The sequence below is a fragment of the Streptomyces malachitofuscus genome (assembly GCF_055571035.1).
The window spans coordinates 161,926-187,606 of record NZ_JBVIGA010000004.1 but is presented as its reverse complement, the minus strand read 5'-3'; the positions used below and the strand labels follow the sequence as shown (position 1 = coordinate 187,606).

The 25,681-nt window shown below is 72.6% G+C and carries 22 protein-coding genes; 14 read left to right on the top strand and 8 right to left on the bottom strand.

Annotated features, from left to right (window positions below; all coding sequences use genetic code 11):
• Nucleotides 1-136 precede the first annotated feature (136 nt).
• The 5 genes from pheS (at nucleotide 137) to ACZ44S_RS07535 (ending at nucleotide 7,474) form a co-directional block, all read left to right on the top strand.
• A complete protein-coding gene (gene pheS / locus ACZ44S_RS07555) occupies nucleotides 137-1,258 on the top strand; it encodes a phenylalanine--tRNA ligase subunit alpha (RefSeq protein WP_466925543.1) in 1,122 nt (373 codons plus the stop codon).
• Nucleotides 1,258-3,771, top strand: a complete 2,514-nt coding sequence (gene pheT / locus ACZ44S_RS07550; RefSeq protein ID WP_466925542.1) for a phenylalanine--tRNA ligase subunit beta — start codon at nucleotides 1,258-1,260, stop codon at nucleotides 3,769-3,771. The genes pheS and pheT overlap by 1 nt, the downstream gene beginning before the upstream one ends.
• Before the next feature lie 237 nt (nucleotides 3,772-4,008).
• Complete coding sequence (locus ACZ44S_RS07545; protein WP_466925540.1) at nucleotides 4,009-5,148, top strand: PP2C family protein-serine/threonine phosphatase; 1,140 nt, start codon at nucleotides 4,009-4,011, stop codon at nucleotides 5,146-5,148.
• Between the two features lie 288 nt (nucleotides 5,149-5,436).
• Nucleotides 5,437-6,777, top strand: coding sequence for a transcriptional regulator (locus tag ACZ44S_RS07540; protein ID WP_466925537.1), 1,341 nt, complete (start codon nucleotides 5,437-5,439; stop codon nucleotides 6,775-6,777).
• A gap of 154 nt (nucleotides 6,778-6,931) precedes the next feature.
• Nucleotides 6,932-7,474 (top strand): NUDIX hydrolase, encoded by a 543-nt coding sequence (locus ACZ44S_RS07535; RefSeq protein WP_466925536.1) that lies wholly within the window; start codon nucleotides 6,932-6,934, stop codon nucleotides 7,472-7,474.
• Nucleotides 7,475-7,517: 43 nt separating this feature from the next.
• Here ACZ44S_RS07535 and ACZ44S_RS07530 read toward each other — a convergent pair whose 3' ends face one another.
• From ACZ44S_RS07530 to ACZ44S_RS07515, 4 genes are all read right to left on the bottom strand, one after another.
• Nucleotides 7,518-8,339: a hypothetical protein gene (locus tag ACZ44S_RS07530; RefSeq protein ID WP_466925533.1), complete on the bottom strand. Its 822-nt coding sequence runs from the start codon at nucleotides 8,337-8,339 to the stop codon at nucleotides 7,518-7,520.
• A gap of 35 nt (nucleotides 8,340-8,374) precedes the next feature.
• Nucleotides 8,375-9,637: a CHAT domain-containing protein gene (locus tag ACZ44S_RS07525; RefSeq protein WP_466925531.1), complete on the bottom strand. Its 1,263-nt coding sequence runs from the start codon at nucleotides 9,635-9,637 to the stop codon at nucleotides 8,375-8,377.
• Nucleotides 9,634-11,760 carry a hypothetical protein gene (locus ACZ44S_RS07520; RefSeq protein WP_466925529.1) on the bottom strand — a complete coding sequence of 709 codons (2,127 nt, stop codon included), beginning with the start codon at nucleotides 11,758-11,760 and terminating at the stop codon, nucleotides 9,634-9,636. Before ACZ44S_RS07520 ends, ACZ44S_RS07525 begins: the two co-directional genes overlap by 4 nt.
• A gap of 70 nt (nucleotides 11,761-11,830) precedes the next feature.
• Entirely contained in the window at nucleotides 11,831-12,691 is an 861-nt protein-coding gene (locus tag ACZ44S_RS07515; protein ID WP_190166350.1) for a 3-hydroxybutyryl-CoA dehydrogenase, read from the bottom strand.
• A 167-nt stretch (nucleotides 12,692-12,858) separates the two neighbouring features.
• On the opposite strand from ACZ44S_RS07515, the gene ACZ44S_RS07510 reads away from it, so the two are divergent.
• Nucleotides 12,859-14,118 (top strand): glycoside hydrolase family 10-like protein, encoded by a 1,260-nt coding sequence (locus ACZ44S_RS07510; RefSeq protein ID WP_466925526.1) that lies wholly within the window; start codon nucleotides 12,859-12,861, stop codon nucleotides 14,116-14,118.
• 1 nt (nucleotide 14,119) lies between these two features.
• Here ACZ44S_RS07510 and ACZ44S_RS07505 read toward each other — a convergent pair whose 3' ends face one another.
• Both ACZ44S_RS07505 and ACZ44S_RS07500 read right to left on the bottom strand, forming a co-directional pair.
• The gene (locus ACZ44S_RS07505) at nucleotides 14,120-14,314 is read right to left on the bottom strand and encodes a DUF1918 domain-containing protein (protein WP_466925525.1); all 195 of its coding nucleotides are present in this window, start codon (nucleotides 14,312-14,314) and stop codon (nucleotides 14,120-14,122) included.
• A 12-nt stretch (nucleotides 14,315-14,326) separates the two neighbouring features.
• On the bottom strand, nucleotides 14,327-15,244 hold the full coding sequence (locus ACZ44S_RS07500) for a DMT family transporter (RefSeq protein WP_466925522.1): 918 nt from the start codon (nucleotides 15,242-15,244) through the stop codon (nucleotides 14,327-14,329).
• Here ACZ44S_RS07500 and ACZ44S_RS07495 point away from each other — a divergent pair.
• The 3 genes from ACZ44S_RS07495 to ACZ44S_RS07485 all read left to right on the top strand — a co-directional run bounded on the left by ACZ44S_RS07495 (nucleotide 15,243) and on the right by ACZ44S_RS07485 (nucleotide 17,880).
• Nucleotides 15,243-16,679, top strand: coding sequence for an aminotransferase-like domain-containing protein (locus ACZ44S_RS07495; protein ID WP_466925520.1), 1,437 nt, complete (start codon nucleotides 15,243-15,245; stop codon nucleotides 16,677-16,679). The genes ACZ44S_RS07500 and ACZ44S_RS07495 overlap by 2 nt on opposite strands.
• A 40-nt stretch (nucleotides 16,680-16,719) precedes the next feature.
• Nucleotides 16,720-17,157 (top strand): GNAT family N-acetyltransferase, encoded by a 438-nt coding sequence (locus ACZ44S_RS07490; RefSeq protein WP_466925519.1) that lies wholly within the window; start codon nucleotides 16,720-16,722, stop codon nucleotides 17,155-17,157.
• 129 nt (nucleotides 17,158-17,286) lie between these two features.
• Nucleotides 17,287-17,880 carry a histidine phosphatase family protein gene (locus tag ACZ44S_RS07485; protein WP_466925516.1) on the top strand — a complete coding sequence of 198 codons (594 nt, stop codon included), beginning with the start codon at nucleotides 17,287-17,289 and terminating at the stop codon, nucleotides 17,878-17,880.
• Here the strand turns inward: ACZ44S_RS07485 and ACZ44S_RS07480 are convergent.
• On the bottom strand, nucleotides 17,862-18,302 hold the full coding sequence (locus ACZ44S_RS07480; RefSeq protein ID WP_466925965.1) for a DUF6314 family protein: 441 nt from the start codon (nucleotides 18,300-18,302) through the stop codon (nucleotides 17,862-17,864). The two genes, ACZ44S_RS07485 and ACZ44S_RS07480, sit on opposite strands and share 19 nt — an antisense overlap.
• 150 nt (nucleotides 18,303-18,452) lie before the next feature.
• Between ACZ44S_RS07480 and ACZ44S_RS07475 the strand changes: the two genes are divergently transcribed.
• Nucleotides 18,453-20,942: an alpha-L-arabinofuranosidase C-terminal domain-containing protein gene (locus ACZ44S_RS07475; RefSeq protein WP_466925514.1), complete on the top strand. Its 2,490-nt coding sequence runs from the start codon at nucleotides 18,453-18,455 to the stop codon at nucleotides 20,940-20,942.
• 62 nt (nucleotides 20,943-21,004) lie between these two features.
• On the opposite strand, the gene ACZ44S_RS07470 is transcribed toward ACZ44S_RS07475, so the two are convergent.
• Nucleotides 21,005-21,187, bottom strand: coding sequence for a hypothetical protein (locus tag ACZ44S_RS07470; RefSeq protein WP_466925511.1), 183 nt, complete (start codon nucleotides 21,185-21,187; stop codon nucleotides 21,005-21,007).
• Between the two features lie 212 nt (nucleotides 21,188-21,399).
• Between ACZ44S_RS07470 and argC the strand changes: the two genes are divergently transcribed.
• Genes argC through ACZ44S_RS07450 form a run of 4 tightly spaced genes read left to right on the top strand, consistent with a single transcriptional unit; the run spans nucleotide 21,400 to nucleotide 25,677 of the window.
• Nucleotides 21,400-22,428: an N-acetyl-gamma-glutamyl-phosphate reductase gene (gene argC, locus ACZ44S_RS07465; RefSeq protein WP_466925509.1), complete on the top strand. Its 1,029-nt coding sequence runs from the start codon at nucleotides 21,400-21,402 to the stop codon at nucleotides 22,426-22,428.
• The gene (gene argJ / locus ACZ44S_RS07460; protein ID WP_466925507.1) at nucleotides 22,425-23,576 is read left to right on the top strand and encodes a bifunctional glutamate N-acetyltransferase/amino-acid acetyltransferase ArgJ; all 1,152 of its coding nucleotides are present in this window, start codon (nucleotides 22,425-22,427) and stop codon (nucleotides 23,574-23,576) included. Before argC ends, argJ begins: the two co-directional genes overlap by 4 nt.
• Complete coding sequence (argB, locus tag ACZ44S_RS07455) at nucleotides 23,573-24,475, top strand: acetylglutamate kinase (protein WP_466925505.1); 903 nt, start codon at nucleotides 23,573-23,575, stop codon at nucleotides 24,473-24,475. The genes argJ and argB overlap by 4 nt, the downstream gene beginning before the upstream one ends.
• Complete coding sequence (locus ACZ44S_RS07450; RefSeq protein WP_466925503.1) at nucleotides 24,472-25,677, top strand: acetylornithine transaminase; 1,206 nt, start codon at nucleotides 24,472-24,474, stop codon at nucleotides 25,675-25,677. Before argB ends, ACZ44S_RS07450 begins: the two co-directional genes overlap by 4 nt.
• The last annotated feature ends 4 nt before the right edge of the window (nucleotides 25,678-25,681 follow it).

Genomic DNA, 25,681 nt, shown 5'->3' with positions numbered 1-25,681 from the left:
CCCCGTTAGACTCGGCCTTTGGCACCTTTGCGTCCCGAGGACGAAAGCCGCGACGACACCAAGACGCGCGACGGACGAGTCGTCCACGAGTCGATGACGGGGACCATCAGCCAGCCAATCGGAAGCACGGGAAGAGATGTCGGCACCGAATAAGTCGTACGACCCTGTCGAGGTCGAGGCGTTGAAACCGGAAGAGATCGAGCGCATGCGGGACGAGGCGCTCGCCGCCTTCGCCGCCGCGGACTCCCTCGACGCGCTCCAGGAGGCCAAGGTCGCCCACACCGGCGGCACCTCCCCGCTGGCCCTGGCCAACCGCGAGATCGGCGCCCTGCCCCCGCACGCCAAGGCGGACGCGGGCAAGCGCGTCGGCCAGGCCCGCGGCGCCGTGAGCAAGGGCCTCGCCGCCCGCCAGGCCGAGCTGGAGGCCGAGCGCGACACGCGCGTCCTGGTCGAGGAGGCCGTGGACGTCACACTGCCCCACGACCGCGTACCGGCCGGCGCCCGGCACCCGCTCACCACGCTCTCCGAGCGCATCGAGGACATCTTCGTGGCCATGGGCTACGAGGTCGCCGAGGGCCCCGAGGTCGAGGCCGAGTGGTTCAACTTCGACGCCCTCAACATCGGCCCGGACCACCCGGCCCGGGGCGAGGCCGACACGTTCTTCGTGGAGGGCCCTCAGGGCGGCACCGAGTCCGGCGTCGTGCTGCGCACCCACACCTCGCCCGTGCAGATCCGCTCCGCGCTCGACCGGGAGCTGCCGGTCTACGTGATCTGCCCCGGCCGGGTGTACCGCACCGACGAGCTGGACGCCACGCACACCCCGGTCTTCCACCAGGTCGAGCTGCTCGCGATCGACGAGGGTCTGACCATGGCGGACCTCAAGGGCACCCTGGACCACATGGTCCAGTCGCTGTTCGGCGCGGAGATGAAGACCCGGCTGCGGCCGAACTTCTTCCCCTTCACCGAGCCGAGCGCCGAGATGGACATGCTCTGCTACGTCTGCAAGGGCGCGTCCGTGGGCAACCCCGACCGGCCCTGCCGCACCTGCTCGTCCGAGGGCTGGATCGAGCTCGGGGGCTGCGGCATGGTCAACCCGCGGGTGCTCACCGCCTGCGGCGTCGACCCGGAGAAGTACAGCGGCTTCGCCTTCGGGTTCGGCATCGAGCGGATGCTGATGTTCCGCCACAACGTCGAGGACATGCGAGACATGGTCGAGGGTGACGTCCGGTTCACCCGGCCGTTCGGGATGGAGATCTGATGCGGATCCCGCTTTCTTGGCTGCGGGAGTACGTCGACCTGCCGGCGACGGAGACCGGCCGTGACGTACAGGCCAAGCTCATTTCGGCCGGGCTGGAGGTCGAGACCGTCGAGCACCTCGGCGCCGACCTCAAGGGGCCCCTCGTCGTCGGCCAGGTGCTGACCATCGAGGAGCTGGAGGGCTTCAAGAAGCCGATCCGCTTCTGCACGGTCGACGTGGGTCAGGCCAACGGCACCGGTGAGCCGCAGGAGATCGTCTGCGGCGCCCGGAACTTCTCCGTCGGCGACAAGGTCGTCGTGGTCCTCCCCGGCGCCACCCTGCCCGGCGGCTTCTCGATCAGCGCCCGCAAGACCTACGGCAAGGTCTCCCACGGCATGATCTGCTCCAGCGACGAGCTGGGCATGGGCGACGACGGCAGCCACGGCATCATCGTGCTGCCGCCCGAGACCGAGGTCGGCAAGGACGCCATCGAGCTGCTGGAGCTGGTCGACGAGGTCCTGGACATCGCCGTCACCGCCAACCGCGGCGACTGCCTGTCCATCCGGGGCGTCGCCCGCGAGGCCGCCATCGCCTACGGCCTGCCGCTGCGTGACCCGGCGCTGCTCGACGTGCCGGGACCGAACGCCTTCGGCTACCCGGTGAAGGTCTCCGACCCGGCCGGCTGTGACCGCTTCACCGCCCGCACGGTGACCGGCCTCAGCCCCGAGGCGCGCTCCCCGATCTGGCTGCAGCGACGCCTGCAGAAGGTCGGCATGCGCCCCATCTCGCTCGCCGTCGACGTCACCAACTACGTGATGATGGAACTCGGCCAGCCGCTGCACGCCTACGACCGCAACCTGGTCCAGGGCACCATCGGCGTACGCCGGGCCGAGGAGGGCGAGAAGATCGTCACCCTCGACGGCGTCGAGCGGAAGCTGCACGCCGAGGACCTCGTCATCACCGACGACCGCGGCCCCATCGGACTCGCGGGCGTCATGGGCGGCGCCGACACCGAGATCGCGGACCACGCCGACGCCGAGAACGCGACGAGCGACGTGGTGATCGAGGCCGCCCACTTCGACCAGGTGTCCGTCGCGCGCACCGCCCGCCGGCACAAGCTGTCCTCGGAGGCCTCCCGGCGCTTCGAGCGCGGAGTGGACCCGCAGGCCGCCGCCGCTGCCGCGCAGCGCACCGTGGACCTGCTGGTGCTGCTCGCGGGCGGCACCGCCGAGGCCGGCGTCACCGAGGTCATCGCGCCGACCGCACCGCACACCATCACCCTCGCCGCCGACCACCCGGACAAGGTGGCGGGTGTGGCGTACGGCCGGGAGACCGTCGTACGCCGCCTCCAGGAGGTCGGCTGTGACGTGTACGGGCAGGACGAGCTGATCGTCACCGTGCCGTCCTGGCGGCCCGACCTCACCGACCCGAACGACCTGGCCGAGGAGGTCATCCGGCTGGAGGGCTACGAGAACCTGCCCTCCACCCTGCCCAGGCCGCCCGCCGGCCGGGGCCTGACCGCCCGCCAGCGGCTGCACCGCCGCGTCGGCCGCGCGCTCGCCGGGGCCGGCTACGTCGAGGCGCCGAACTACCCGTTCGTCAGTGAGCAGGTCTTCGACCAGCTCGGTCTGGAGGCCGACGACCCGGCCCGCCGTGTCGTCAAGCTCGTCAACCCGCTCAGCGACGAGGAGCCCGCCCTGCGGACCTCGCTGCTGCCGGGACTGCTCGGCGCGCTGCGCCGCAACGACGGCCGGGGCTCGCACGACCTCGCGCTGTTCGAGACCGGCCTGGTCTTCCGGCCGCACGACGAGCGGACGGTCGCCGCGAACCTGCCCGTCGACCGCCGGCCCGGCGAGGACGACATCGCCGCGCTGAACGCGGCGCTGCCCGAGCAGCCCCGGCACGTCGCCGTGGTGCTGGCCGGCGCCCGTGAGCAGGCCGGCTGGTGGGGCAAGGGCCGTCCGGCCGACTGGGCCGACGCGGTGGAGGCCGCCCGGACCGTCGCCCGCGAGGCCGGTGCCGAACTGGGCATCCGCAAGGGCCAGTACGGGCCGTGGCACCCGGGCCGCTGCGCCGAGCTGACCGTCACCGTCGACGGCGCCGAGCGCGTCGTCGGCCACGCGGGCGAGCTGCACCCGCGCGTCCTGAAGACCCTGGGTCTGCCCGCGCGCAGCTGCGCGATGGAGCTGGACCTGGACGTCCTGGAGCGGGTCGGCGACGGCACCCCGCAGGCGCCGGGCATCTCCACCTTCCCGGTCGCCACCCAGGACGTCGCGCTGGTCGTCGACGCGTTCGTGCCGGCCTCGGACGTCGAGGCCGCGCTGCGCGAGGGCGCGGGGGCGCTGCTGGAGTCCATCCGCCTGTTCGACGTGTACGAGAACGCCGAGCAGCTGGGCGAGGGCCGCAAGTCCCTGGCGTACGCGCTGCGCTTCCGCGCGGACGACCGCACGCTGACCGTCGACGAGGCGTCGGCGGCCCGCGAAGCGGCGGTCGCCCTGGCGACCGACCGCACCGGCGCGGTACTGAGGAGCTGACGCCCCTCAGCCTCCCCCTTTCGGCCCTGAACGGGCCTCGTCCTCGAATGCCGGACGGGCTGGTGTGTCAGCCCCTCCGGCGTTCGAGGAGCGGGGGCGACGCCATCCAGGGTCACCTCACTCGTTCGGGTGACTATTCCGGGCGATACGTCCGGATCGGGTCATGCGGTCGACAGAATCGGACCGGCCTCTCGAGGCCGGTCTGCGCTGTCCGGGCCTATATGGGGGGCCATCGGCATGATCCGCTTCAAGCCCGGGGCTTCCCGCAGGGTGCCACCCCGGCTCGTCTCACGGGCGCTCACCCTCGCCGTACCCACGGCCTGGGGCGCCGCCGCGGTCGCCTACCGGCTGACCTGCCCGCTCGCCCGGGACGACGCCCTCGGAGCCCGGCTGGTCAGCAGCGCCGTCCTGTGCGCGATCGGGACCGGCCTCGTGATGCACGTCCGGCGCGGACTGCTGCGCGAACTGCGGCGGGCCCGAAGGATCGCGGAGGCCGCGCAGAGCGTGGTGCTGAGGCCACCGCCGCCGCGGGTCGACGGGCTGGCCGTCGCCGCCGTCCATCTGTCCGCCGACCGGGGAGCCCGGATCGGCGGCGATCTGTACGAGGTGGTCGCCACCGAGCACGGTGTGCGGGCCGTCATCGGCGACGTCCGCGGACACGGCCTCGGCGCCGTACGCACCGTCGCCGCCGTCCTCGGCAGCTTCCGCGAGGCGGCCCACGACGAGCCCGAGCTGGCCGGGGTGCTGCGCCGGCTGGAGCGGGCGATGGCGCGGCACCTGCGGGAGCGGGCCCACGACGGGCACGACCCGGCGGGCGGCACCGCGGACCCCGAGGCGGGCGAGGAGTTCGTCACCGTACTGCTGCTCGAGATGCTCCCGGACGGTGAGATGCGGGCCCTGAACTGCGGGCATCCCTGGCCGCATCTCCTGACCGGGGCACGGGCCGAACCGCTCGCCCGCACGGATCCGCTCCCGCCCCTCGGCCCTTTCCCGCTGCCGTCCGACCTGTCCGTCGTTCCCTGCGGACGCCTGCTGCCCGGCGACGCCCTCGTCCTGCACACGGACGGGGCCGAGGAGGCCCGGGACGCCGAGGGCCGCTTCTTCCCGCTGCCGGAGATCCTCACCGAGGCCGCTCGAGCCCGTCCTCCCACGCCCCAGGCGGTGTTGGGAAAGGTCCTCGCGGCGCTGCTGCGGCACTCGGTCGGCCCGCTCAAGGACGACGTGGCGCTGCTGGTCCTCAGGAACGAGCGGCATGCCCGGCACCCCGTCCCGGAACTGCGCCCCTGCGCCCGGACCTCCGCCGACCCCCTGCGGTTTCCCGCGGGACCGCCCGCCCGTCCCGGAACCGGCCGGCTGCCTTCCGCTTCCACGGAGTGACCCGGTCTCCGACGGGCCCCGCCGCGGCTTCCTCCGGTTCCGCCGGCGGGGCCGTCCGCCCCGCCACGGAGTGTCGGGCAGGCAGCCGGGCGGACGGCGCGCAAACGGGCCGCCGCACTGTACGAGGGGGAGCCGGCGGCCCGGCCGGCCTCTTTCGAGGCAATTCAGTCAACCGGTTGGAAACTCTCCGCGACAGTGCGCGCACACTACGGATCCGAGCACTCCGTTCACACCCCGTGTGAACGGTCAGCCACTAACCTGTCCGCACTGAGCCACCGGGGGGCCCGCATGCAGCCCAATACTCTGCTCGACGCGATCCTGGACGAGGCCGGGATCTCGCACGCCGGCCTCGCCGCGCACGTCAACCAGGCCGGACGGGCCCGTGGTCTGGCCCTCAGATACGAGCACACCGCCGTGGCGCGGTGGCTGAAGGGACAGCGTCCCCGGGGACAGGTGCCCGACCTGATCTGCGAGGTGCTCGCCGCCCGGCTGCGACGCCAGGTCACCCTCGACGACATCGGACTCGGTGTGCCCGGCGAACCGGCCGTCCCGCACACCGGCTCCCTCTCCGGGTTCGTCGAGCGGGCCACCGCGCTGTGGCGCTCCGACCAGCAGCGCCGCCCGCACATCATCGGCGCGCCCGCGGTCACCGGCACGCCCGCCGTGATGCCCGTGTGGGAGTGGGAGAACCCGCCCGAGGACGTGGACGTCTCCCGTGGCGGCCGGCACCGGGTCACCCCCGGCGACCTCGACATGCTGCGTGCCGCCCGCACCCACTACGAGCAGATGTACCGCAAGGCCGGCGGCATGGCGACCCGCTCCCGGATCGTCGGCTTCCTCAACACCGAGGCCGCACCGCTGCTGCGCGGCAGCTACACCGACGCCACCGGCCGTCAGCTGCACCGGGCCACCGGGGGTCTGGTCGCCATCGCCGGCATCTGCGCGTACGACTCGGACGCGCACGGTCTGGCCCAGCGCTACTTCCACCAGGCGCTCCGGCTGGCGAAGGCGAGCGGGGACCGAGGGCTCGGTGCCTATGTGATCGCGCTGCTCGTCAACCAGTCGCTGTTCATGCGGGAGTACCGGCAGGCCGTCGCCTTCGCGGAGGCCGCGCTGCGCGCCGCCGGCGCCGACATCACCCCGGCGCTCGCCTCCGACCTGTACGCGATGCAGGCCAAGGCCTACGCCCACCTCGGCGACGGCTCGAGCGCCCTGTCCTGCATCCGGCGGGCCGAGCAGTCCGCGGAACGCATCCGGCGTGGTTACGAACCCGACGAGACCGGCTACGTCCAGCCCGGACTGGTCAACGTCCAGGTGGCGGAGGCACTGCTGAGCCTCGGCGAGCTGGCGGCGGCCGGGGAGCACGCCGCGGCGGCCGTGGACAACCCGGCGCACGACCGGGGCCGGGTGCACCGGCTGGCCATGCTGAGCACCATCGAACTGCGTCAGGGAAATGCCGACAAGGCGGTGGTCATCGCGGTGCAGATGGCCGAACAGGCCCGGGGAATGGAGTCGCAGCGGCTGCGCGACCGGCTGCGCGCGGTGCGCGAGCACCTCGTGCGCAGCGGCTGCTCGGGCACGGCCGAGGCGGCCGAACTCATCGACGGGGCGCTGCGGGTACCGCTCTGACAACCCGTCCGCACGTGCGCAGTTCAGGACGCCGCCGCCCGCCGTGCGCCTCCGCCGCGCCTTCCCCTGCGCCGCGGGCGGCCTCCCGTGCGCCTGCTGCCGGGAGGGGTGCTGCTGCGATATTGCCCCTGACCCGTCGGAAGGTGGCAGAACCATGCAGTGGACGAAACAGAACGAACAGCCTGTGTACTCAAACCGCTGGTTCAGCGTCAATCTCGCTGATGTCGAACTGCCGGACGGCAGGCACCTCGACCACTTCCTCATACGGCTGCGGCCGGTCGCCGTGGCCACGGTGGTGAACGAGGCCAACGAGGTCCTGCTGCTGTGGCGGCACCGTTTCATCACCGACAGCTGGGGCTGGGAGCTCGCGGCGGGCGTGGTCGAGGACGGCGAGGACATCGCCGGGGCCGCGGCACGGGAGCTGGAGGAGGAGACCGGCTGGCGGCCGGGACCCCTGCACCACCTGATGAGCGTCGAGCCGTCCAACGGACTCACCGACGCCCGGCACCACATCTACTGGGCCGGCGAGGGCGAGTACGTAGGACACCCAGTGGACGACTTCGAGTCGGACCGCCGTGAGTGGGTGCCCCTGAAGGTGGTCCCCGACCTGGTCGCCGCCGGTGAGGTCCCGGCCGCCAACATGGCCGCCGCGTTACTCCTGCTGCACCACCTCCGGCTCGGCCAGGACGGACGCTGACACGCGGCCCCGGTCACCGAGGGAGCGGGAGGCGGTACCCGCGTCAGCCTCCCGCTTCCGCCAGGTCCAGCAGGTGCCCGACCTCCTCGCAGTACGGCTCCTGGGAGGGCCCTGCCCCGTCGGCGAGGCCTCCGCCCTCCTGGCCCGCACCGGGACCGTCCCCGCCCCCCCGCTCGACGAACCGGGGCCTCCGGAAGAGCGGATCCGAGACGTGGAAGCCGCGCCACAGCAGTGCCGTACGCTCCGGGCCGTCGAAGCTCGCCGCCATGTTGCTCGGCTCCTCCACCGCGAACCGCGCCCTCGCCGCCGCGCCCGCCACGCCAGGGGCCCCGGGGACGACCGCGGTGTCGCCGCTCATCCGCACGGTGACGCTGGCCTGGCGCCCCGCGGACACGAGCACCAGGCTGGGCCCGCTCATCACGACCTCGGTCACCACCACCCAGTCCCGCTTCCACTGCTTGCGCCGGTACAGCTCCAGCACGGCCTCCTCCACATCGAGCAGGTCCGCCAGCCGGTGCACCGTCGCCCCGGTGGCCCGTAACACGAAGGAGCCCTCCCGTTCGAAGCTGTAGGTGACGGCGCCCCGGCCGGCCGCGACGGCGGTCTCGGCCGTGCCGGAGAGGGCACCGGTACGGCGGACCCCGTCGTGGGACGCGTACTCGAAGTCACCCATCGTGCCTTCCGGTTCCGGGCGTGCGGACACGCCCAGGCTCTCCAGCGTGGTGAACTTGGTCCAGCCGCTGCCGGTGAAGCGTCCCACGTCACCCAGTTCCATGGGCGTGCCGGGAAGCCACACCGGCAGCCGCTCGTTGCGCCCCCGGATCTCGTTCCAGAACGCCTCCGGAACACTGCTGACCTGTTGCATCGTGCTGCCTTTCCTCGCTGTGCGGAGAACCGGGATCAGGACGCCGCCGACACCGGCACGGGCGTCACCTGGAGGGTGGAGACACCGTAGAGGGCGTACAGCAGCCCGACGGGGTTGCGCCGGGTCTGCAGCAGGTCCCACTTCGCGGTGTGCAGGGACTCGCCGACGGTCCGCCCGCCGAGCAGTGCCTCGTAGAACCTCCGGGAGAAGTACTCGGCGATCCGGTCCGGCAGCTGGGCCACCGTGCCGATCACACTCGGGTTGCGGTTCTTGACGAACGGCTCCATGAGGGACCGGAGGGTCAGCGGATCATGGAGGGCGGTCGAACAGGCGTTGAGGAAGACGAGGGGAAGCCCGCCGACGGTCCTGGGCGCCGCGGCCCAGGCCGGGATCAGGTCGGACAGCACCTTGTGGACCTCCACGTCCACCGCCCTCTCGCTCTCCGCCGTGGACGAGAGGTGGAACACCAGCCTGCCGGCCGCCTCGCCGTGGTCGCCGGTGACCGTGGTGTGGCACGACATGTGCAGCACCTGGTGCGGGTGATTCATCCGCCGGCCGTCCGGGCCGAGCCCCGGGTCCGCCAGATGCCGGGCGAACGAATGCAGCCCGGGGTACGGCTCGTCGTCCCCCGGATACGGTCCGTCCAGCGCGATGGCCGGACGGCTGCGGAAGAAGCCCAACTCGCCCTGCGCACCGGGATACCCCGCGTGCCAGAGGTAGCGCAGGGGCAGCCGTCCACCGGAGACCCGCAGCCCCACGTCCTGTCCCGGCCGTTCCATGGCGCGTTCCGTCACGGTGCTCAGTCCGGGGAAGATCCGGGCGGCCCGCCAGAGCTCGGTGTGGTCCCCGACGCGGTCGTTCCAGTGGAGGTCGAAGAGCGGCAGCAGCTCCCACGGCAGCCACTGCGGTGTGCCCGCCTGCACATGGAGGACCGGGACGACTCCGTCCTCGTCCCCCCAGGTGGGGCACCAGCGGCGCATCCGGACCCCCAGCTCGTCATGGATCTCCCGGGCGTTGCGCAGCACGCTGGTCAGCAGCACGCGCCCCGCGGCGGCGAGCTGCTGGAGCGACGAACCGGCGTCCTGGAGCGGAAGACGGGACGGCCGCAGCCAGAACGCCCGCGTGCGCTGCACGCTCCGGGCGAACCCCGCGGTGCAGTGGCGCAGCACGTCCCCGTCGGCCACCTCCAGGATGAGCGGCTCCTCCGCTTCGTCCGGCCCGGTGAGCAGGAACCGGTGACCGCTCCGGTCACCGTGGGCGGCGATCGTGACGTTCGGTGATCCGGCCTGGCGTGTCACACGAGGTCCTCAGGCCGCTCGCGTCCGGCGGAAGAGGCCGAGCCGTCGGCGTCTCCGTCCTCGACGACGACGGTCACGGGCAGTGCCTGCACCAGCCGGCCCGACGCGTACACCGCGACCCGGATGTCGTACGTGCCCGGCTCCTGGGCCGTCAGCGCCGACGTGTGCCGGCACCGGGTGCCTCCGGTGGCTCCGTCCGTGCCCTGCCGAAGACGCACGGTGTGCCGGCCCGGCGTCACGGCGAGGAACGGTGCGTCCAGCACGACGTCCAGTTCCACGAGCCCCGCGGACCGGCCCGCCACCACCAGCATCTCGTCCGCGATGCCCGGGGCGTCGTCCAGCAGCGCCTGCGGGGCGCCCTGCTCCATGGCACCCAGGCCGAGGAGGACGACGAGGGACGCGGGCCGCCCCGGCCGCAGCCGCCACTCCGGTTCTCCGTCGACGACCTCGGCCCCGACCGCGTCCTCCACGGTGACCGCGACGGCGCCACGGAACGCCACGGGCGCCGGCGGATCCAGCGCCTTGCGCAGGCTGGAGTCCTCGATCCGCAGCGACGGGCCGGGCTCGCGGTGCTCGTACCCGAGGGCGGGCAGGGGGGATTCGTCCGTGTCGGGGACCGGTGGGGCGTTCTTCGACTTCTGCAGGCTCAGCCAGGTCGCGACCGCGGAGAGGATGACCCCGCCCGCCACGGTGCCCAGTCCACCGGTCGCCACCACGCCGCTCGTCACTCCGGCCGCGATCGTCCCGCCCGCGGCCAGGGTCGCGCCGACACGGGCGGCGGAGGCGAGGTTCTGGATGTCCTCCTCCGTCTTCTGCGCGGCCTGCTCCGCCTCCGTGGTGCTCTGCCGCGTCTCGGCCCCGTCCGGTCCGGTCTCCCCGTCCGCCGGTGACCCGGGCACCGTCCGCGCCCCGTGCTCGTCCCCCGACGGGGGCTGCGTCCAGACCGGCCCCTGGGCCCCGGGAACGGGCGGGGGAGGCGGGGGGTCCGGCATCCCGACGCGCGACGCGGACGCGTCGTCGTCCCCCACCGTCACCCACCACGCGTCGTCCGCGTCGTCCTCCGCCGTGGCGCGGCCCGGCGCCGCGGTACCCCGTCCCACGGTCACGTCACCGTCCGGGAGATGCCACCACGCCTCGTCCGGGCCGGCCGGCGACGGCACGCGCGGCACGCCCCCGGTCCGGGCCGGGTGCCGCACCCGGGCCGCTCCGTACGGGTGCCACTGCCGGGACAGGGCCCGGTTGGTCTCCTGCTCCTCGCCCAGATCGGCCGGAGCGCGCAGGTGAAGGGCCTCGTACAGGTCGAACCGGTGCAGGTCGAAGGCCACCCGCACGGTGGTCGCGTACCGTACCGCGGCCCGTACCGCCGCCATACGGGCCGCGATCACCACCGCGGCCGGAGCCGCCCAGGCGTGCACGTCGTACTTGTCCCACACCAGGTTCGCCGGCAGGACCGCGCACAGCACCAGCAGGGCGAGCGCCCACGCCGACACCGACGCGTCCAGAGCGGCGCGCTGCATGGCGGCCGCCGAGCGCATCCGCCGGCTCAGTACCGGGTACAGGCGCGGCCAGCTGAGCAGGACGTCCAGCGCGTAGACGTCCTCGATCCGCTGGCGCGCGGCGGCGAGCACATTGCCCACCACGGTCGCCTGGACCAGGGCGTCGTCGGTCGGATAACGGACGGCGAGCGTCTCGGCCATCCGGTCCACCCGGATCGTGCGCTCCGCCTGGTCGTTGGGGGTGCCGGACCACCACACGGGACCGCGTAACGCGATGTCGGCCTCGACCCGTCGTCGCTGCCGTGACCACTGCAGCCGCAACTGGTCCCGCCGCCGGCGGTGCCACGTCCGCAGCAGTCGGGTGACACGCCAGTACGACCTGCTGTCCTGGACGCCCTGGGGAACGGCGGCCAGGACGGCAGACAGTACCAGTGCGGTGGCGATCACACCGGCCACCAGTCCGCCCAGCTGATAGGACGACAGCCGGTCGATCCGCCCCTCGGCGATCTGCGCGGACAGCAACGCCCCGTCCGCCGAGCTGAGGTAGAAGCCCGTCACATACACGGCAGCCAGTAACGAGCAGCCGAACATCGCCAGGCGTGACCAGGCCGTCCTTGGTGGAAGCACCGTGCCATCCTGCCCGCCGGACGGCGCGGCCACATGGGCTTCGCCCCAATTGACTCCCGGCCGTGGGATTTCAGCCGTATGTGTAGAACCCGGAGCCGCTCTTGCGGCCCAGCCGGCCCGCGTCGACCATCCGCTGGAGCAGCGGGGGAGCGGCGTACAGCGGCTCCTTGTACTCCTCGTACATCGAGTACGCGACCGAGGCCACCGTGTCCAGACCGATCAGGTCGGACAGCTTCAGCGGGCCCATCGGGTGGGCACAGCCCATCTCCATGCCGTTGTCGATGTCCTCGCGGCTGGCGATGCCCGACTCGAACATCCGGATCGCGGAGAGCAGATACGGGATCAGCAGGGCGTTCACCACGAAGCCGGAGCGGTCCTGGGCGCGGATCGCGTGCTTGCCCAGCACCTTCTCGGTGAAGACCTGGGCCCGGCTCAGCGTGCCCTCGGAGGTGGTGAGCGCCGGGATCAGCTCGACGAGCTTCTGCACCGGGGCCGGGTTGAAGAAGTGGATGCCGATGACGTGGTCGGGCCGCGAGGTGGCGACCGCCAGCTTCACCAGCGGGATGGAGGAGGTGTTGGAGGCCAGGATCGCGTCCGGCCGGGTCACCACCTGGTCGAGGACCTGGAAGATCTCGGTCTTGACCTGCTCGTTCTCGACCACGGCCTCGATCACGAGGTCACGGTCGGCGAACTCGCCGAGGTCCGTGGTGAAGCTCAGCCGGGCCTGCGTGGCCGCCAGCTCGTCCTCGGTGATCTTGCCGCGCTCGGCCGCCTTCGACAGGGAGTTGAACAGCCGGGTACGGCCGATCTCGAGGGCTTCGCCGGTGGTTTCGGCGACCATGACGTCCAGTCCGGCCCGGGCGCACACCTCGGCGATTCCCGCGCCCATCTGACCGCAGCCCACCACTCCGACGCGTTCGATGTCGGTCACATCGTCCCTTTCGCTACTGCTTACGGCTGTGGCAGGGTGCCGGGTCCCGGCGCCTGCTCCGTTCGTGCACGTTACTCCGAAGTATCGATGATCGATCGCGGGGGTGGGGCATCCTGGCCGGGAGACAGTAGCCGACCAGCTGTTTCGAGGGGTGGCGAGGGGGCGTGATGGGGCCGGTCTCACGCAGGGGCTTCACGGCGATGGCGCTGGCCGCGCTGGCCACGGTCCCCCGGGCCTCCGCCGCACCCCGGCCGGGCCCCGGAGCCTCGGGCGGCCCGGGGCGGGGCGCAGGTGCGGCGACCGGGGAGATGCGGGGCATGTGGGTGGCCTCGGTGACCAACCGGGACTGGCCCTCCCGGCCGGGCCTCGGCGCCGCCCGGCAGCGTGCGGAGCTGACCGCCCTCCTCGACACCGCCGTCCGTGCCCGGCTCAACACCGTGGTCCTCCAGGTACGGCCCACCGCCGACGCGCTGTGGCCCTCGCCGCACGAGCCGTGGTCGCAGTACCTCACCGGCACCCAGGGCGCCGATCCCGGCTGGGACCCGCTGGGCACCGCCGTGGAGGAGGCCCACGCCCGCGGTCTGGAACTGCACGCATGGTTCAATCCGTACCGCGTGGCCATGCACGCCGACCCTGCCCGGCTCGCCCCCTCCCACCCGGCCCGCCGCAACCCGGACTGGGTCGTCCGGTACGGCGGCAAGCTCTACTACAACCCGGGACTGCCGCAGGTCCGCGCCTTCGTGCGGGAGGCGATGCTGGACGCGGTGCGCCGGTATCCGGTCGACGCGGTCCACTTCGACGACTACTTCTATCCGTACCCGGTGGCCGGCCAGACCTTCGACGACGACCTGGCCTACGACACCCACGGCGGAGACTTCCCGGACCGCGCGGCCTGGCGGCGGGACAACGTCGACCGGCTGGTGCGCGACATGGCCGCCGGGATCAGGGCGATCCGGCCCGGCACGGGTTTCGGCATCAGCCCCTTCGGGGTGTGGCGCAACGCCGAGACCGACGAGCGGGGCTCCGCCACCCGCGCGGGCGTGCAGACGTACGACGACCTGCACGCCGACACCCGCAGGTGGGCCAGGGAGAACTGGATCGACTACATCTGCCCGCAGCTGTACTGGCACATCGGCTTCGCCCCCGCCGACTACGCCGAACTCGTCCGCTGGTGGGCCGACGTCGTGCGGGAATCCGGGACGCGCCTCTACGCCGGTGAGGCGCTGTACAAGGCGGGCGACCCGGCGCAGCCCGCGGCCTGGCAGGACCCGGCCGAGCTGTCGCGCCATCTCACCCTGGCCGGGACGTACCCGCAGGTGCGCGGGCACGTCTTCTTCGCCGCCCGTGAGGTGGCGGCCGACCCGACCGGGGCGATGGCACGGGTGGTCACCGACCACTACGGCCGGTCCGCGGAACCTCCGCGCTGACTCAGTGCTGCGGGGTCCTGTGCCGGATCTCCGTGTCCGGGCCGGGTGAGCACACGCCCTCGTGGCCGTCCTCGAAGCGGACGCGGTAGGGCGGGTTCCCCTCCTCGCCCATCACTTCGACGATCTCTCCGACCTTGTCGTGCTGGCCGACCACCCTGCCGTGCTGGACAAGCTGGTCACCCACGGTTGCGCGCATCGGGGCCTCCTCTCAACCGCGTGCCCGCTGCGTCACGGCGATGCACACGAGCACCGCCGCGGCCGTCAGCGGGGCGGCCACCGTCAGGTGCTCGTTCAGCAACAGCACCGACCACACCAGTGTGAGCAGCGGCTGGGCGAGCTGCAACTGGCTCGCCTTGGGAATGCCGATGGATGCCATGCCCCGGTACCAGACGATCAGCCCCAGGAACTGGGAGCCCGCCGCCACCCACAGCAGGCCGGTCACGCTGTGGGCGGTCAGCCGTACGGGTTCGAGGGCCAGTGCGGCCGCGGCGGCGGGGAGGGTGAGCGGCAGGCAGAGGACCAGCGCCCAGCCGATCACCTGCCAGCCCGGCATCACCCGGGCCAGCCGGCCGCCCTCCGTGTAGCCGGCCGCGCAGACCAGCAGGGCCGCGAAGAGATACAGGTCGGCCGTGGTCAGGGCGCCGCCGCTCTGCTGCACGGTGAACGCCACCACCGCGGCGGCTCCGGCGAGGGCCGCCACCCAGAAGGTGCGCGAGGGCCGGGAGCCGACGCGCAGGGCGGACAGCAGCGCCGTGGTCAGCGGGAGCAGGCCCACCACGACGGCCGCGTGCGCGGTGGTCGAGGTCTGCAACGCCAGGGTGGTCAGCATCGGGAAGCCGAGCACCACTCCGGCGCCCACCACCGCGAGTCCCGGCCAGTGCCTGCGGTCCGGCGGCGGTATGCGCAGCGCCAGCAGACAGCCGCCCGCGATGAGCGCCGCGAGCACACTGCGTACGGCCACCAGCGACCAGGGGCCGAAGCCTTCGAGGCCCCAGGCGGTGGCCGGGAAGGTGAGGGAGAAGGCGATGACGCCCAGGGCGGCCTGGAGGGTGCCGAAGCCGCCGTGGTCCCGAGGAGCGGTGACTGCTATCGAAGGGGCGGTAGTAGCGCTACTCTGTGCTCTCATGCATGAGCGTAGCAGTGTGGGTGACCTGGCGGAGAAGCTACGGCGGGAGCTGGACCGCTACTCTCCCGGTGGAAAGCTCCCGTCCAGCCGTGCCCTGGTGGAGCGGTTCCGGGTGAGTCCCGTGACCGTCTCCCGGGCCCTGGCGATGCTCGCCGCCGAGGGGCTCGTGGTCACCCGGCCCGGCGCCGGAGCCTTCCGTGCCCGGCCCCGCGCCTCGGCCGCTCCCGCCGGTGACACCTCCTGGCAGGAGGTCGCCCTCAGCGCCGACGGCGCCGGCGACCTCGTGCCGCGCTCGGTGGACGCCTCCGGCGTGCTCGTCTCGCTGGCCGCGCCGCCGCCGGGAGTGATCGAGTTCAACGGCGGCTATCTGCATCCCTCCCTGCAGCCCGAGCGGGCGATGGCGGCGGCCCTGTCCCGGGCCGGGCGCCGGCCGGGCGCCTGGGGCCGGCCGCCCATGGAAGGGCTGCCGGAGCTGCGCGAGTGGTTCGCCCGGAGCGTCGGCGGCCCGGTGACGGCGGCCGGGGTGCTCGTCACGTCGGGCGGACAGTCCGCGCTCACCACCGCCCTGCGCGCCCTCGCGCCGCCGGGTGCGCCCGTCCTCGTCGAGTCGCCCACCTATCCGGGCATGCTGGCCATCGCCCGTGCGGCCGGACTGCGCCCGGTGCCCGTCCCGGTGGACGCGGACGGCGTACGGCCCGCGCTGCTCGCGGACGCGTTCCGCGCGACCGGCGCCCGGGTGTTCGTCTGCCAGCCGCTGTTCCAGAACCCCACCGGCGCCGTGCTCGCCCCGGACCGGCGCGGCGACGTGCTGCGCATCGCCCGCGAGGCGGGCGCGTTCGTCGTCGAGGACGACTTCGTACGGCGTCTGGTGCACGAGGACGCGGGCCCGCTGCCGCGACCGCTCGCCGCCGACGACCCGGACGGAGTGGTGGTGCACGTCTGCTCGCTCACCAAGGCGACCTCGCCGAGCTTCCGGGTCAGTGCCCTGGCCGCGCATGGTCCGGTGCTGGAGCGGCTGCGGGCCATCCAGGTCGTGGACACCTTCTTCGTGCCCCGCCCTCTGCAGGAGGCCACGCTGGAACTCGTCGGCTCGGCCGCCTGGCCGCGCCATCTGCGCACGATCTCCGCCGAGCTGCGGGCCCGCCGGGACGCCATGACGGCCGCCCTCCGCCTGCGGCTGCCCGAACTCGCCCTGCCGCACATCCCGTCCGGCGGCTACCACCTGTGGCTGCGGCTGCCGGAAGGCGCGGCGGAGCCCGCCCTGACCTCCGCCGCCCTGCGCGCGGGCGTCGCCGTCACCCCCGGCCGCCCCTACTTCAGCGCCGAACCCCCCGCCGGGCACCTCCGCCTGAGCTTCGCCGCGGTGGCCGGCACCGGGGAGATCGCCGAGGGCGTCCGGCGGCTGCGCACCGCCTGCGACGAGGTGCTGGGATAAGTGTTCGACGCCGGCCCGCCCGGCCTGCGAGCATCCCGCCATGACCGACACCCCGCGCCTGCCCGAGGGCTACGAGATCTCCGCCGACCCCGCCAGGATCGACGCCGCCCGGGTGCACCGGTGGCTGTCCAGCGACGCGTACTGGGCGCTGGGCCGGTCCCGGGACAAGCAGGACCGGGCGATCGGGGGCTCGCTCAACTTCGGCGTCTACGAGACGGTCTCGGGGGACCAGGTGGCCTACGCCAGAGTCGTCACCGACCGGGCGACGTTCGCCTGGCTGTGCGATGTGTACGTCGACCCCTCGGCACGGGGCAAGGGGATCGGTACCGCGCTGGTCGCGGCCGTACGGGAGGAACTGCGGGGCCACGGGCCGAAGCGCGTCATGCTGGCCACGCACGACGCGCACTCCGTCTACGAGAAGCTGGGGTTCCGCCCGCTGGACCGGCCCGACCACTACCTCGCGCTCGCCTTCGAGTGAGACCGGCGGGGCGGCGTTTCGGGCGACTTGTCCGGCGCGTACATACCAGTCGGTAAGGCGGGGGCCACCTGGAGTGACGGCGGGACGGCACCCCTTGACCTGTCGACTCCGGCGACTGACGATCGCGGCATGGCACTTCGGGTCACGTTCGTCGCCGCCGCGGGGAGCTCCTCGGTGCTCGCCGAGCGTTTCGAGGACCTCCGGCCGCTGGACCAGGCCGGATGGAACGAGGTGCAACGGGCCGCGCCCGAGCTGCTGCCGCTCGCGGCGGCCGATCTGCGCTACTGCTCCCCGGCCCCGCGCAGCCGCGCCACCGGAGAGGGGCTGGGCTACGCACCGCTGGTGCAGCTGGCCCTGCGCGACTGCGACATGGGCCGGTGGCGGGGGCTGACCCTGGGCGAGGCGATGGCCCGTGAGCCGGAGTCCGTGGACGCCTGGCTCGCCGACCCGCGTGCCACCCCGTACGGCGGGGAGTCGCTGATGGACTTCATCGGCCGCGTCGGCGGCTGGCTCGACACCCGGCCGGTCGAGGACGGCTGCCGGGTCGTCGCCGTGGCCGAGCCCTCGGTGATCCGCGCGGCCCTGGTGTACGTGCTCAAGGCGCCGCCCGCCACGTACTGGAGCATCGACGTCCGCTCGCTGTCGACGATCAGCGTCACCGGCCGGGCGGGCCGCTGGAGCCTGCGTCTGGAAGGGGTCCCCGCTCAGCCGACGCGCGCGTAGTCGGTGGTGAGCTCCAGGTCCTTGGCGGGACCTCGTACGCGCCAGACCGTCCGCCAGTGCCGGGCGTCCCGGACGGTGAACTCGCCCCGGTAGAGGTCCGCGGAGCAGGGGTGGTCGGCGACGTACCGGCCCGTCGTCAGGTCCAGGCCGTGGAACGGGCGGCCGTCCGCGAACCGTACGTCCGCCGTACCGTCCGGCCCGGGCAGGAAGCGCAGGGTCCGCTCGGCGGGCCGGGTGACGCCGTGCCAGGTGAAGTCGCCGGACTCCCGGTGCAGCAGGCCGCCGCCCTCCAGCGGGCCGAAAACGACCGTCCCCTCGAAGCGGCCCTCGTCGCCGCTCGCCAGATCCCGCACGGTCCGCTCCGCCCGCCAGTGGCCTTCCAGGTAGGTCAGCACCTCGGGTACCGGCCAGAACTCGCCCATTGCGCCCCGCTCCCGCGTGGTCTCCGCTCGTGCACGACCCATTGACGTGCTCCTGCCTCCTCCCTATCTTGCCGTTCGAAGTGCTGACCATTGGCCGATATACCGAACGACTCGCTCGTGTTCCCCCTCCCACAGAGCCGCGGAGTATCCATGTCACGCACCGCCCGGCACCGCGCCCGTCGCAGAATCGGCCTCACCGCCACCGCCCTGCTGACGGCCGCCGCCCTCGTCCCGGCCCCCGCGCACGCCGGGGACGTCACCGACTACACGATCACCGTCGACCCGGACGCCCGGGGTGCGGCGATCGACGACACGCTGTACGGCGTCTTCCTGGAGGACATCAACCGGGCCGCCGACGGCGGCCTCTACGCCGAACTCGTGCAGAACCGGTCCTTCGAGTACTCCACCGCCGACAACGGCTCCTACACGCCCCTGACCTCCTGGACGGTCGGCGGCACCGCCGAGGTGGTGAACGACTCCGGCCGGCTCCACGAACGCAACCGCGCCTACCTCACCCTCGGCGCGGGGTCCTCCGTCACCAACACCGGCTACAACACGGGCATCCGGGTGGAGCGCGGCAAGCGCTACGAGTTCTCCGTCTGGGCCCGCGCGGAGGGCGGCACCCGCCTCACCGTCACGCTCAAGGACGCGGCCGGGCCCCTCGCGGACGCCCGCAAGGTGGCCGTCGAGGGTGGTTGGGCGAAGTGCGAGGCGACGTTCACCTCCACCCGCACCAGCAACCGCGGCCGACTGGCCGTCGCCGCCTCCTCCGCCGCGGCCCTGGACATGGTGTCGCTGTTCCCGCGCGACACCTACAGGAACCAGCCGAACGGACTGCGCAAGGACCTCGCCGAGAAGATCGCCGCCCTGCGGCCGGGCTTCCTCCGCTTCCCCGGCGGCTGCCTGGTCAACACCGGGTCCATGGAGGACTACAGCGAGGCCTCCGGCTGGCAGCGCAAGCGCGCCTACCAGTGGAAGGAGACCGTCGGCCCGGTCGAGGAGCGTGCCACCAACGCCAACTTCTGGGGATACAACCAGAGCTACGGCCTCGGCTACTACGAGTACTTCCGGTTCGCCGAGGACATCGGCGCCATGCCGCTGCCCGTCGTCCCGGCGCTCGTCACCGGCTGCGGCCAGAACCGGGCCACCGACGACGAGGCCCTGCTGAAGCGGCACATCCAGGACACCCTGGACCTCATCGAGTTCGCCAACGGCCCGGCGGACTCCGCCTGGGGCCGGGTGCGCGCCGGGATGGGCCACCGCAAGCCCTTCGGCCTCACCCACATCGGCGTCGGCAACGAGGAGAACCTGCCCCGGGAGTTCTTCGCCCGCTTCCAGCGGTTCCGGGCCGCCATCGAGGCCGAACACCCGGAGATCACCGTCATCGCCAACTCCGGCCCCGACGACTCCGGCGACACCTTCGACACCGCCTGGCAGCTCAGCCGCGAGGGCGACGTCGACATGGTCGACGAGCACTACTACAACAGCCCGCAGTGGTTCCTGCGGAACAACGACCGCTACGACTCCTACGACCGCAGCGGTCCCGAGGTCTTCCTCGGTGAGTACGCCTCCCAGGGCAACGCCTGGAGGAACGGTCTGGCCGAAGCCGCGTTCATGACCGGCCTGGAGCGCAACGCGGACATCGTGAAGCTCGCCTCCTACGCGCCGCTGCTCGCCAACGAGGACTACGTCCAGTGGTCGCCGGACATGATCTGGTTCAACAACCACGCGTCCTGGGGCTCGGCCAACTACGAGGTCCAGAAGCTGTTCATGACCAACGCCGGTGACCGGGTCGTCCCCTCGCGGGCGAGCACGACGCCCGACGTCAGCGGCCCGATCACCGGCGCCGTCGGGCTGTCGACATGGGCGACCAGCGCCGCGTACGACGACGTGTCGGTGACCTCGGCGGACGGGGCGACGCTCCTGACCGACGACTTCTCCGGCGACGCCGCGCAGTGGACCCACAGCGGCGGCGGCAGCTGGAGCGTCCAGGACGGCCGGTACGTCCAGACCGACGAGGCCGCCGAGAACACGCTGGTCACGGCCGGTGACCGGGCCTGGCACGACTACGACCTGCATGTGCGGGCCACCAAGCTGGACGGCAAGGAGGGCTTCCTCGTCGCCTTCGGCGTCCAGGACACCGGCAATCACTACTGGTGGAACCTCGGCGGCTGGAACAACACGCAGTCCGCCGTGGAGCACGCCGTGGACGGCGGCAAGTCGACCCTCGTCGCCAAGGCCGGGTCGATCGAGACGGGCCGCGCCTACGACATCGACATCAAGGTGCGCGGCCGCCAGGTGACCCTCTACCTCGACGGACAGGAATGGGGCAGCTTCACCGACGACAAGCCGGCCGAGCCGTTCCGACAGGTCGTCACCCGGGACGCGAAGACCGGCGACCTGATCGTCAAGGTCGTCAACGCTCAGCCGGCCGAGGCCCGCACGGCGATCGACCTCGGCGGCGCGAAGGTCGCCCCCACGGCCCGCGTGACCACCCTGGCCGCCGACCCGGAGGCGGTGAACACGGAGACGGACACCCCGGTCACCCCGGTGACCTCCGTCCTCCGTGGCGTGGCGGACACCTTCACGTACACCTTCCCGGCGAACTCGGTGACCTTCCTCAGGCTCCGGCAGGGATAGCGCGGAAGCGGCCGGCCGCCGCCCCACCCCCGTGCGGGCGGCGGCCGGCGCCCCGCACCTCGTCAGCCGGGATTCCCGTCCCAGGACGGGGCGGGGAAGCCGCCCGCACCGGAGGCGGCGTGGACGGTCACCCGGACCGTCTCCGCGGCGGCCGGCGGCGGCTCGGACGGCGGTACGACGGCCGGGGCAGCCACCGCGGCGACGAGAGCGACAACGGCGACGGCGCACAGAACCGGCTTCGGCACGACATGGCTCCGATCGATGAGCTTCCGGAATGCGGGTACGTCCCGATCGTCGCGGCCGCCCCGCCGCCGCACGTCCTCCGCAGGGCGTGACCGCCTCCGCCCGCCGGGGGAGGCACCCTCCGACCGGCGGCCGAGGGCCCGGCGGCCACCCTGCATGGCGTTGCATAAAACTGCGGTCCTGCGTATAGTCATGCCGTCCAGGAGGAGGTTCCATGACCGTACGTACCGCAGTGGCCGGAGCGAGTGGATACGCGGGCGGAGAACTGCTGCGTCTGCTCCTGGCCCACCCCGGGGTCGAGATCGGCGCCCTGACCGGCAACTCCAACGCCGGACAGCGGCTCGGCGCGCTCCAGCCGCATCTGCTGCCGCTCGCCGACCGCGTGCTGGAGCCGACCACCCCCGAGGTCCTGGCAGGACACGACGTCGTGTTCCTCGCACTGCCGCACGGGCAGTCCGCCGCCGTCGCCGAACAGCTCGGCGAGGACGTGCTCGTGATCGACATGGGCGCGGACTTCCGGTTGCGGGACCCCGACGACTGGGTCCGGTTCTACGGCTCGCCGCACGCCGGCACCTGGCCCTACGGCCTGCCCGAACTGCCGGGTGCCCGCGCCGCGCTGGAGGGGTCCAAGCGCGTCGCGGTGCCCGGTTGCTACCCCACCGCCGTCTCCCTGGCCCTCTTCCCGGCGTACGCCGCCGGACTCGCCGAGTCCGAGGCGGTGATCGTCGCCGCCTCCGGAACCTCCGGCGCCGGCAAAGCCCTCAAGCCGCACCTGCTGGGCTCCGAGGTCATGGGCTCCATGTCGCCGTACGGCGTGGGCGGCGGACACCGGCACACCCCCGAGATGATCCAGAACCTCAGCGCCGCGGCCGGCGAGCGCGTCTCCGTCTCCTTCACACCGACCCTCGCGCCGATGCCCCGCGGCATCCTCGCCACCTGCACCGCGAAGGCCGCGCCCGGCGTCACCGCCGACGCGGTGCGCACCGCGTACGAGAAGGCCTTCGCCGACGAGCCCTTCGTCCACCTCCTCCCCGAGGGACAGTGGCCCGCGACCGCCTCCGTGTACGGCTCCAACGCCGTGGCGGTGCAGGTCGCGTACGACGCCGCCGCAGGCCGGATCGTCGCGATCAGCGCCATCGACAACCTGACCAAGGGCACCGCGGGCGGTGCCGTCCAGAGCATGAACATCGCCCTGGGTCTCGACGAGACCACCGGGCTGACGACGATCGGAGTTGCGCCGTGAGTGTGACGGCAGCAAAGGGATTCACGGCGGCGGGCATCGCCGCCGGGATCAAGGAGAACGGCAACCCCGACCTGGCCCTCGTGGTCAACAACGGCCCCCGCCGCGCCGCCGCCGGCGTCTTCACCTCCAACCGCGTCAAGGCCGCCCCCGTCCTCTGGTCCGAGCAGGTGCTCAAGAGCGGCCGGCTGGCCGCCGTCGTCCTCAACTCCGGGGGCGCCAACGCCTGCACCGGACCGAAGGGCTTCCAGGACACCCACGCCACCGCCGAGAAGGCGGCCGGGGTGCTGGGGGTCGGCGCGGGCGAGGTCGCCGTCTGCTCGACGGGGCTCATCGGCGTCCTGCTCCCCATGGACAAGCTGCTTCCCGGAGTCGAGACGGCCGCCGGCCGGCTCTCCGAGCACGGCGGTGAGAAGGCCGCCATCGCCATCAAGACCACCGACACCGTCCACAAGACGTCGGTGGTGAGCAAGGACGGCTGGACCGTCGGCGGCATGGCGAAGGGCGCGGGCATGCTCGCCCCCGGTCTCGCCACCATGCTCGTCGTCCTCACCACCGACGCCGACGTCGACAGCGAAACCCTGGACAAAGCCCTCCGCGCGGCGACCAGGGTCACCTTCGACCGCGTCGACTCCGACGGCTGCATGTCCACCAACGACACCGTGCTGCTGCTCGCCTCCGGCGCCTCCGGCACCACCCCGCCGTACGAGGAGTTCGCCGAGGCCGTCCGCGCCGTCTGCGACGACCTCGGACAGCAGCTCATCCGCGACGCCGAGGGCGCCAGCAAGGACATCAAGGTCGAGGTCGTCAACGCCGCGACCGAGGACGACGCCGTCGAGGTGGGCCGCTCCATCGCCCGCAACAACCTCCTCAAGTGCGCCCTCCACGGCGAGGACCCCAACTGGGGCCGGGTGCTCTCCGCGATCGGCACCACGCAGGCAGCCTTCGAGCCCGACGCGATCGACGTCGCCATCAACGGCGTCTGGGTGTGCAAGAACGGCGGCGTCGGCGAGGACCGCGACAAGGTCGACATGCGCTACCGCGAGGTGCACATCGTCGCCGACCTCGCCGCCGGCGACGCCACCGCCACCATCTGGACCAACGACCTCACCGCCGACTACGTCCACGAGAACAGCGCCTATTCCTCATGACCGCCACACGCAAGCACACCGCGCTGCCCAAGGCGCAGATCCTCATCGAGGCGCTGCCCTGGCTGACCCGGCACCACGGCAAGACCGTCGTCATCAAGTTCGGCGGCAACGCCATGGTCGACGAGGAGCTGAAGGCCGCCTTCGCCCAGGACGTCGTCTTCCTGCGGCACGCCGGCCTCAAGCCGGTCGTCGTGCACGGCGGCGGCCCGCAGATCAGCCGCGCGCTCGACCGGCACGGCATCGTCAGCGAGTTCAAGGCGGGCCTGCGCGTCACCACCGAGGACGCCATGGACGTCGTGCGCATGGTGCTCGCCGGACAGGTGCAGCGGGAACTGGTCGGGCTGCTCAACCGGCACGGACCGCTCGCCGTCGGCCTCACCGGCGAGGACGCGCACACCCTCACCGCCACCAAGCACCGGCCCCGGATCGACGGCGAGTCGGTCGACATCGGGCGGGTGGGCGAGATCACCGAGATCGACACGGGCGCGATCGAGGCGCTGCTCGCCGACGGCCGCATCCCGGTCGTCTCCTCGATCGCCCGCAGCCAGGACGACCACCATGTCTACAACGTCAATGCTGATACGGCGGCTGCGGCACTCGCTGCGGCACTGGGCGCCGAAACCCTCATGGTCCTCACGGACGTCGAGGGACTCTACGAGGACTGGCCGGACAGCGACGAGGTGATCAGCCGCCTCACCGCGTCCCAGCTCGAGAAACTCCTGCCGGAGCTGTCGTCCGGCATGGTGCCGAAGATGGAGGGCTGTCTGCACGCCGTACGCAACGGCGTGACCACCGCCCGCGTCATCGACGGCCGGGTCCAGCACTCGATCCTGCTGGAGATCTTCACGGACGAGGGCATCGGCACCATGGTCATGCCCGACGAACAGGGGAAGTCGTGAGCAACGAACAGCTGACGCAGCGGTGGCAGGGCGCGCTCATGAACAACTACGGCACCCCGCGACTGCCGCTGGTGCGCGGCGAGGGCGCGCGGGTGTGGGACGCCGACGGCAAGGAGTACGCCGACTTCGTGGGCGGCATCGCGGTCAACGCGCTCGGCCACGCCCACCCGGCGGTCGTCGAGGCCGTGAGCCGTCAGATCGCCTCCCTCGGCCATGTCTCCAACCTGTTCGTCGCCGAACCGCCCGTCGCGCTCGCCGAACGGCTCGTGCAGCTCTTCGGCCGGGACGGCAGGGTCTACTTCTGCAACTCCGGAGCCGAGGCGAACGAGGCCGCCTTCAAGATCGGCCGGCTGACCGGGCGGAGCCACATGGTCGCCACCGACGGCGGCTTCCACGGCCGCACCATGGGCGCCCTCGCCCTCACCGGCCAGCCCGCCAAGCGGGAACCCTTCCTGCCGCTGCCCGGGGACGTCACCCACGTCCCGTACGGCGACGCGCAGGCGCTGGCCGCCGCGGTCACCGAGGACACGGCGCTGGTGATCATCGAGCCGGTCCAGGGCGAGAACGGCGTGGTGGTGCCCCCGCCCGGGTACCTGAAGGCGGCCCGCGCGATCACGGCGGCCACCGGAGCGCTGCTCGTGCTGGACGAGGTGCAGACCGGCATCGGCCGCACCGGCAACTGGTTCGAGTACCAGGCGCACGAGGGCGTGCTGCCCGACGTCGTCACGCTGGCCAAGGGCCTCGGCGGCGGACTGCCGCTGGGCGCGACGGTCGCCTTCGGCCGGGCCGCGGACCTGTTGGCACCCGGCCACCACGGCACGACCTTCGGCGGCAACCCGGTCGCCTGCGCCGCCGGACTCGCCGTTCTCGACACCATCGAGAACGACGGGCTGCTGGAGAACGTCAAGCGGCAGGGGGAGAAGCTGCGCGACGGGATCGAGGCGTTCGGCCACGCCTTGATCGACCATGTCCGGGGCGCGGGCCTCCTCCTGGGTATCGTGCTCACCGAGCCGCTCGCACCCCAGGTGCAACAGGCGGCCCAGGACGCCGGTTTCCTCGTGAACGCGCCGGCCCCCGATGTCGTACGGCTCATGCCGCCGCTGACCCTCGGGGACGACGCGGTGGACGCCTTCCTCGGGGCGCTGCCCGGCATCCTGGACGAGGCCGGTACGGCGGGCGGGGAAGGACGATCCGGAGAATGAGACG

What these genes read in the sequence shown, in the direction of transcription:
- ACZ44S_RS07495 (WP_466925520.1), top strand. Translation starts at nt 15,243, where the DNA reads ATGCATGAGCGTAGCAGTGTGGGTGACCTGGCGGAGAAGCTACGGCGG.
- ACZ44S_RS07490 (WP_466925519.1), top strand. Translation starts at nt 16,720, where the DNA reads ATGACCGACACCCCGCGCCTGCCCGAGGGCTACGAGATCTCCGCCGAC.
- ACZ44S_RS07510 (WP_466925526.1), top strand. Translation starts at nt 12,859, where the DNA reads ATGGGGCCGGTCTCACGCAGGGGCTTCACGGCGATGGCGCTGGCCGCG.
- ACZ44S_RS07475 (WP_466925514.1), top strand. Translation starts at nt 18,453, where the DNA reads ATGTCACGCACCGCCCGGCACCGCGCCCGTCGCAGAATCGGCCTCACC.
- ACZ44S_RS07480 (WP_466925965.1), bottom strand. Translation starts at nt 18,302, where the DNA reads ATGGGCGAGTTCTGGCCGGTACCCGAGGTGCTGACCTACCTGGAAGGC.
- pheS (WP_466925543.1), top strand. Translation starts at nt 137, where the DNA reads ATGTCGGCACCGAATAAGTCGTACGACCCTGTCGAGGTCGAGGCGTTG.
- ACZ44S_RS07500 (WP_466925522.1), bottom strand. Translation starts at nt 15,244, where the DNA reads ATGAGAGCACAGAGTAGCGCTACTACCGCCCCTTCGATAGCAGTCACC.
- ACZ44S_RS07545 (WP_466925540.1), top strand. Translation starts at nt 4,009, where the DNA reads ATGATCCGCTTCAAGCCCGGGGCTTCCCGCAGGGTGCCACCCCGGCTC.
- ACZ44S_RS07530 (WP_466925533.1), bottom strand. Translation starts at nt 8,339, where the DNA reads ATGCAACAGGTCAGCAGTGTTCCGGAGGCGTTCTGGAACGAGATCCGG.
- ACZ44S_RS07535 (WP_466925536.1), top strand. Translation starts at nt 6,932, where the DNA reads ATGCAGTGGACGAAACAGAACGAACAGCCTGTGTACTCAAACCGCTGG.
- argC (WP_466925509.1), top strand. Translation starts at nt 21,400, where the DNA reads ATGACCGTACGTACCGCAGTGGCCGGAGCGAGTGGATACGCGGGCGGA.
- pheT (WP_466925542.1), top strand. Translation starts at nt 1,258, where the DNA reads ATGCGGATCCCGCTTTCTTGGCTGCGGGAGTACGTCGACCTGCCGGCG.
- ACZ44S_RS07505 (WP_466925525.1), bottom strand. Translation starts at nt 14,314, where the DNA reads ATGCGCGCAACCGTGGGTGACCAGCTTGTCCAGCACGGCAGGGTGGTC.
- argB (WP_466925505.1), top strand. Translation starts at nt 23,573, where the DNA reads ATGACCGCCACACGCAAGCACACCGCGCTGCCCAAGGCGCAGATCCTC.
- ACZ44S_RS07485 (WP_466925516.1), top strand. Translation starts at nt 17,287, where the DNA reads ATGGCACTTCGGGTCACGTTCGTCGCCGCCGCGGGGAGCTCCTCGGTG.
- ACZ44S_RS07540 (WP_466925537.1), top strand. Translation starts at nt 5,437, where the DNA reads ATGCAGCCCAATACTCTGCTCGACGCGATCCTGGACGAGGCCGGGATC.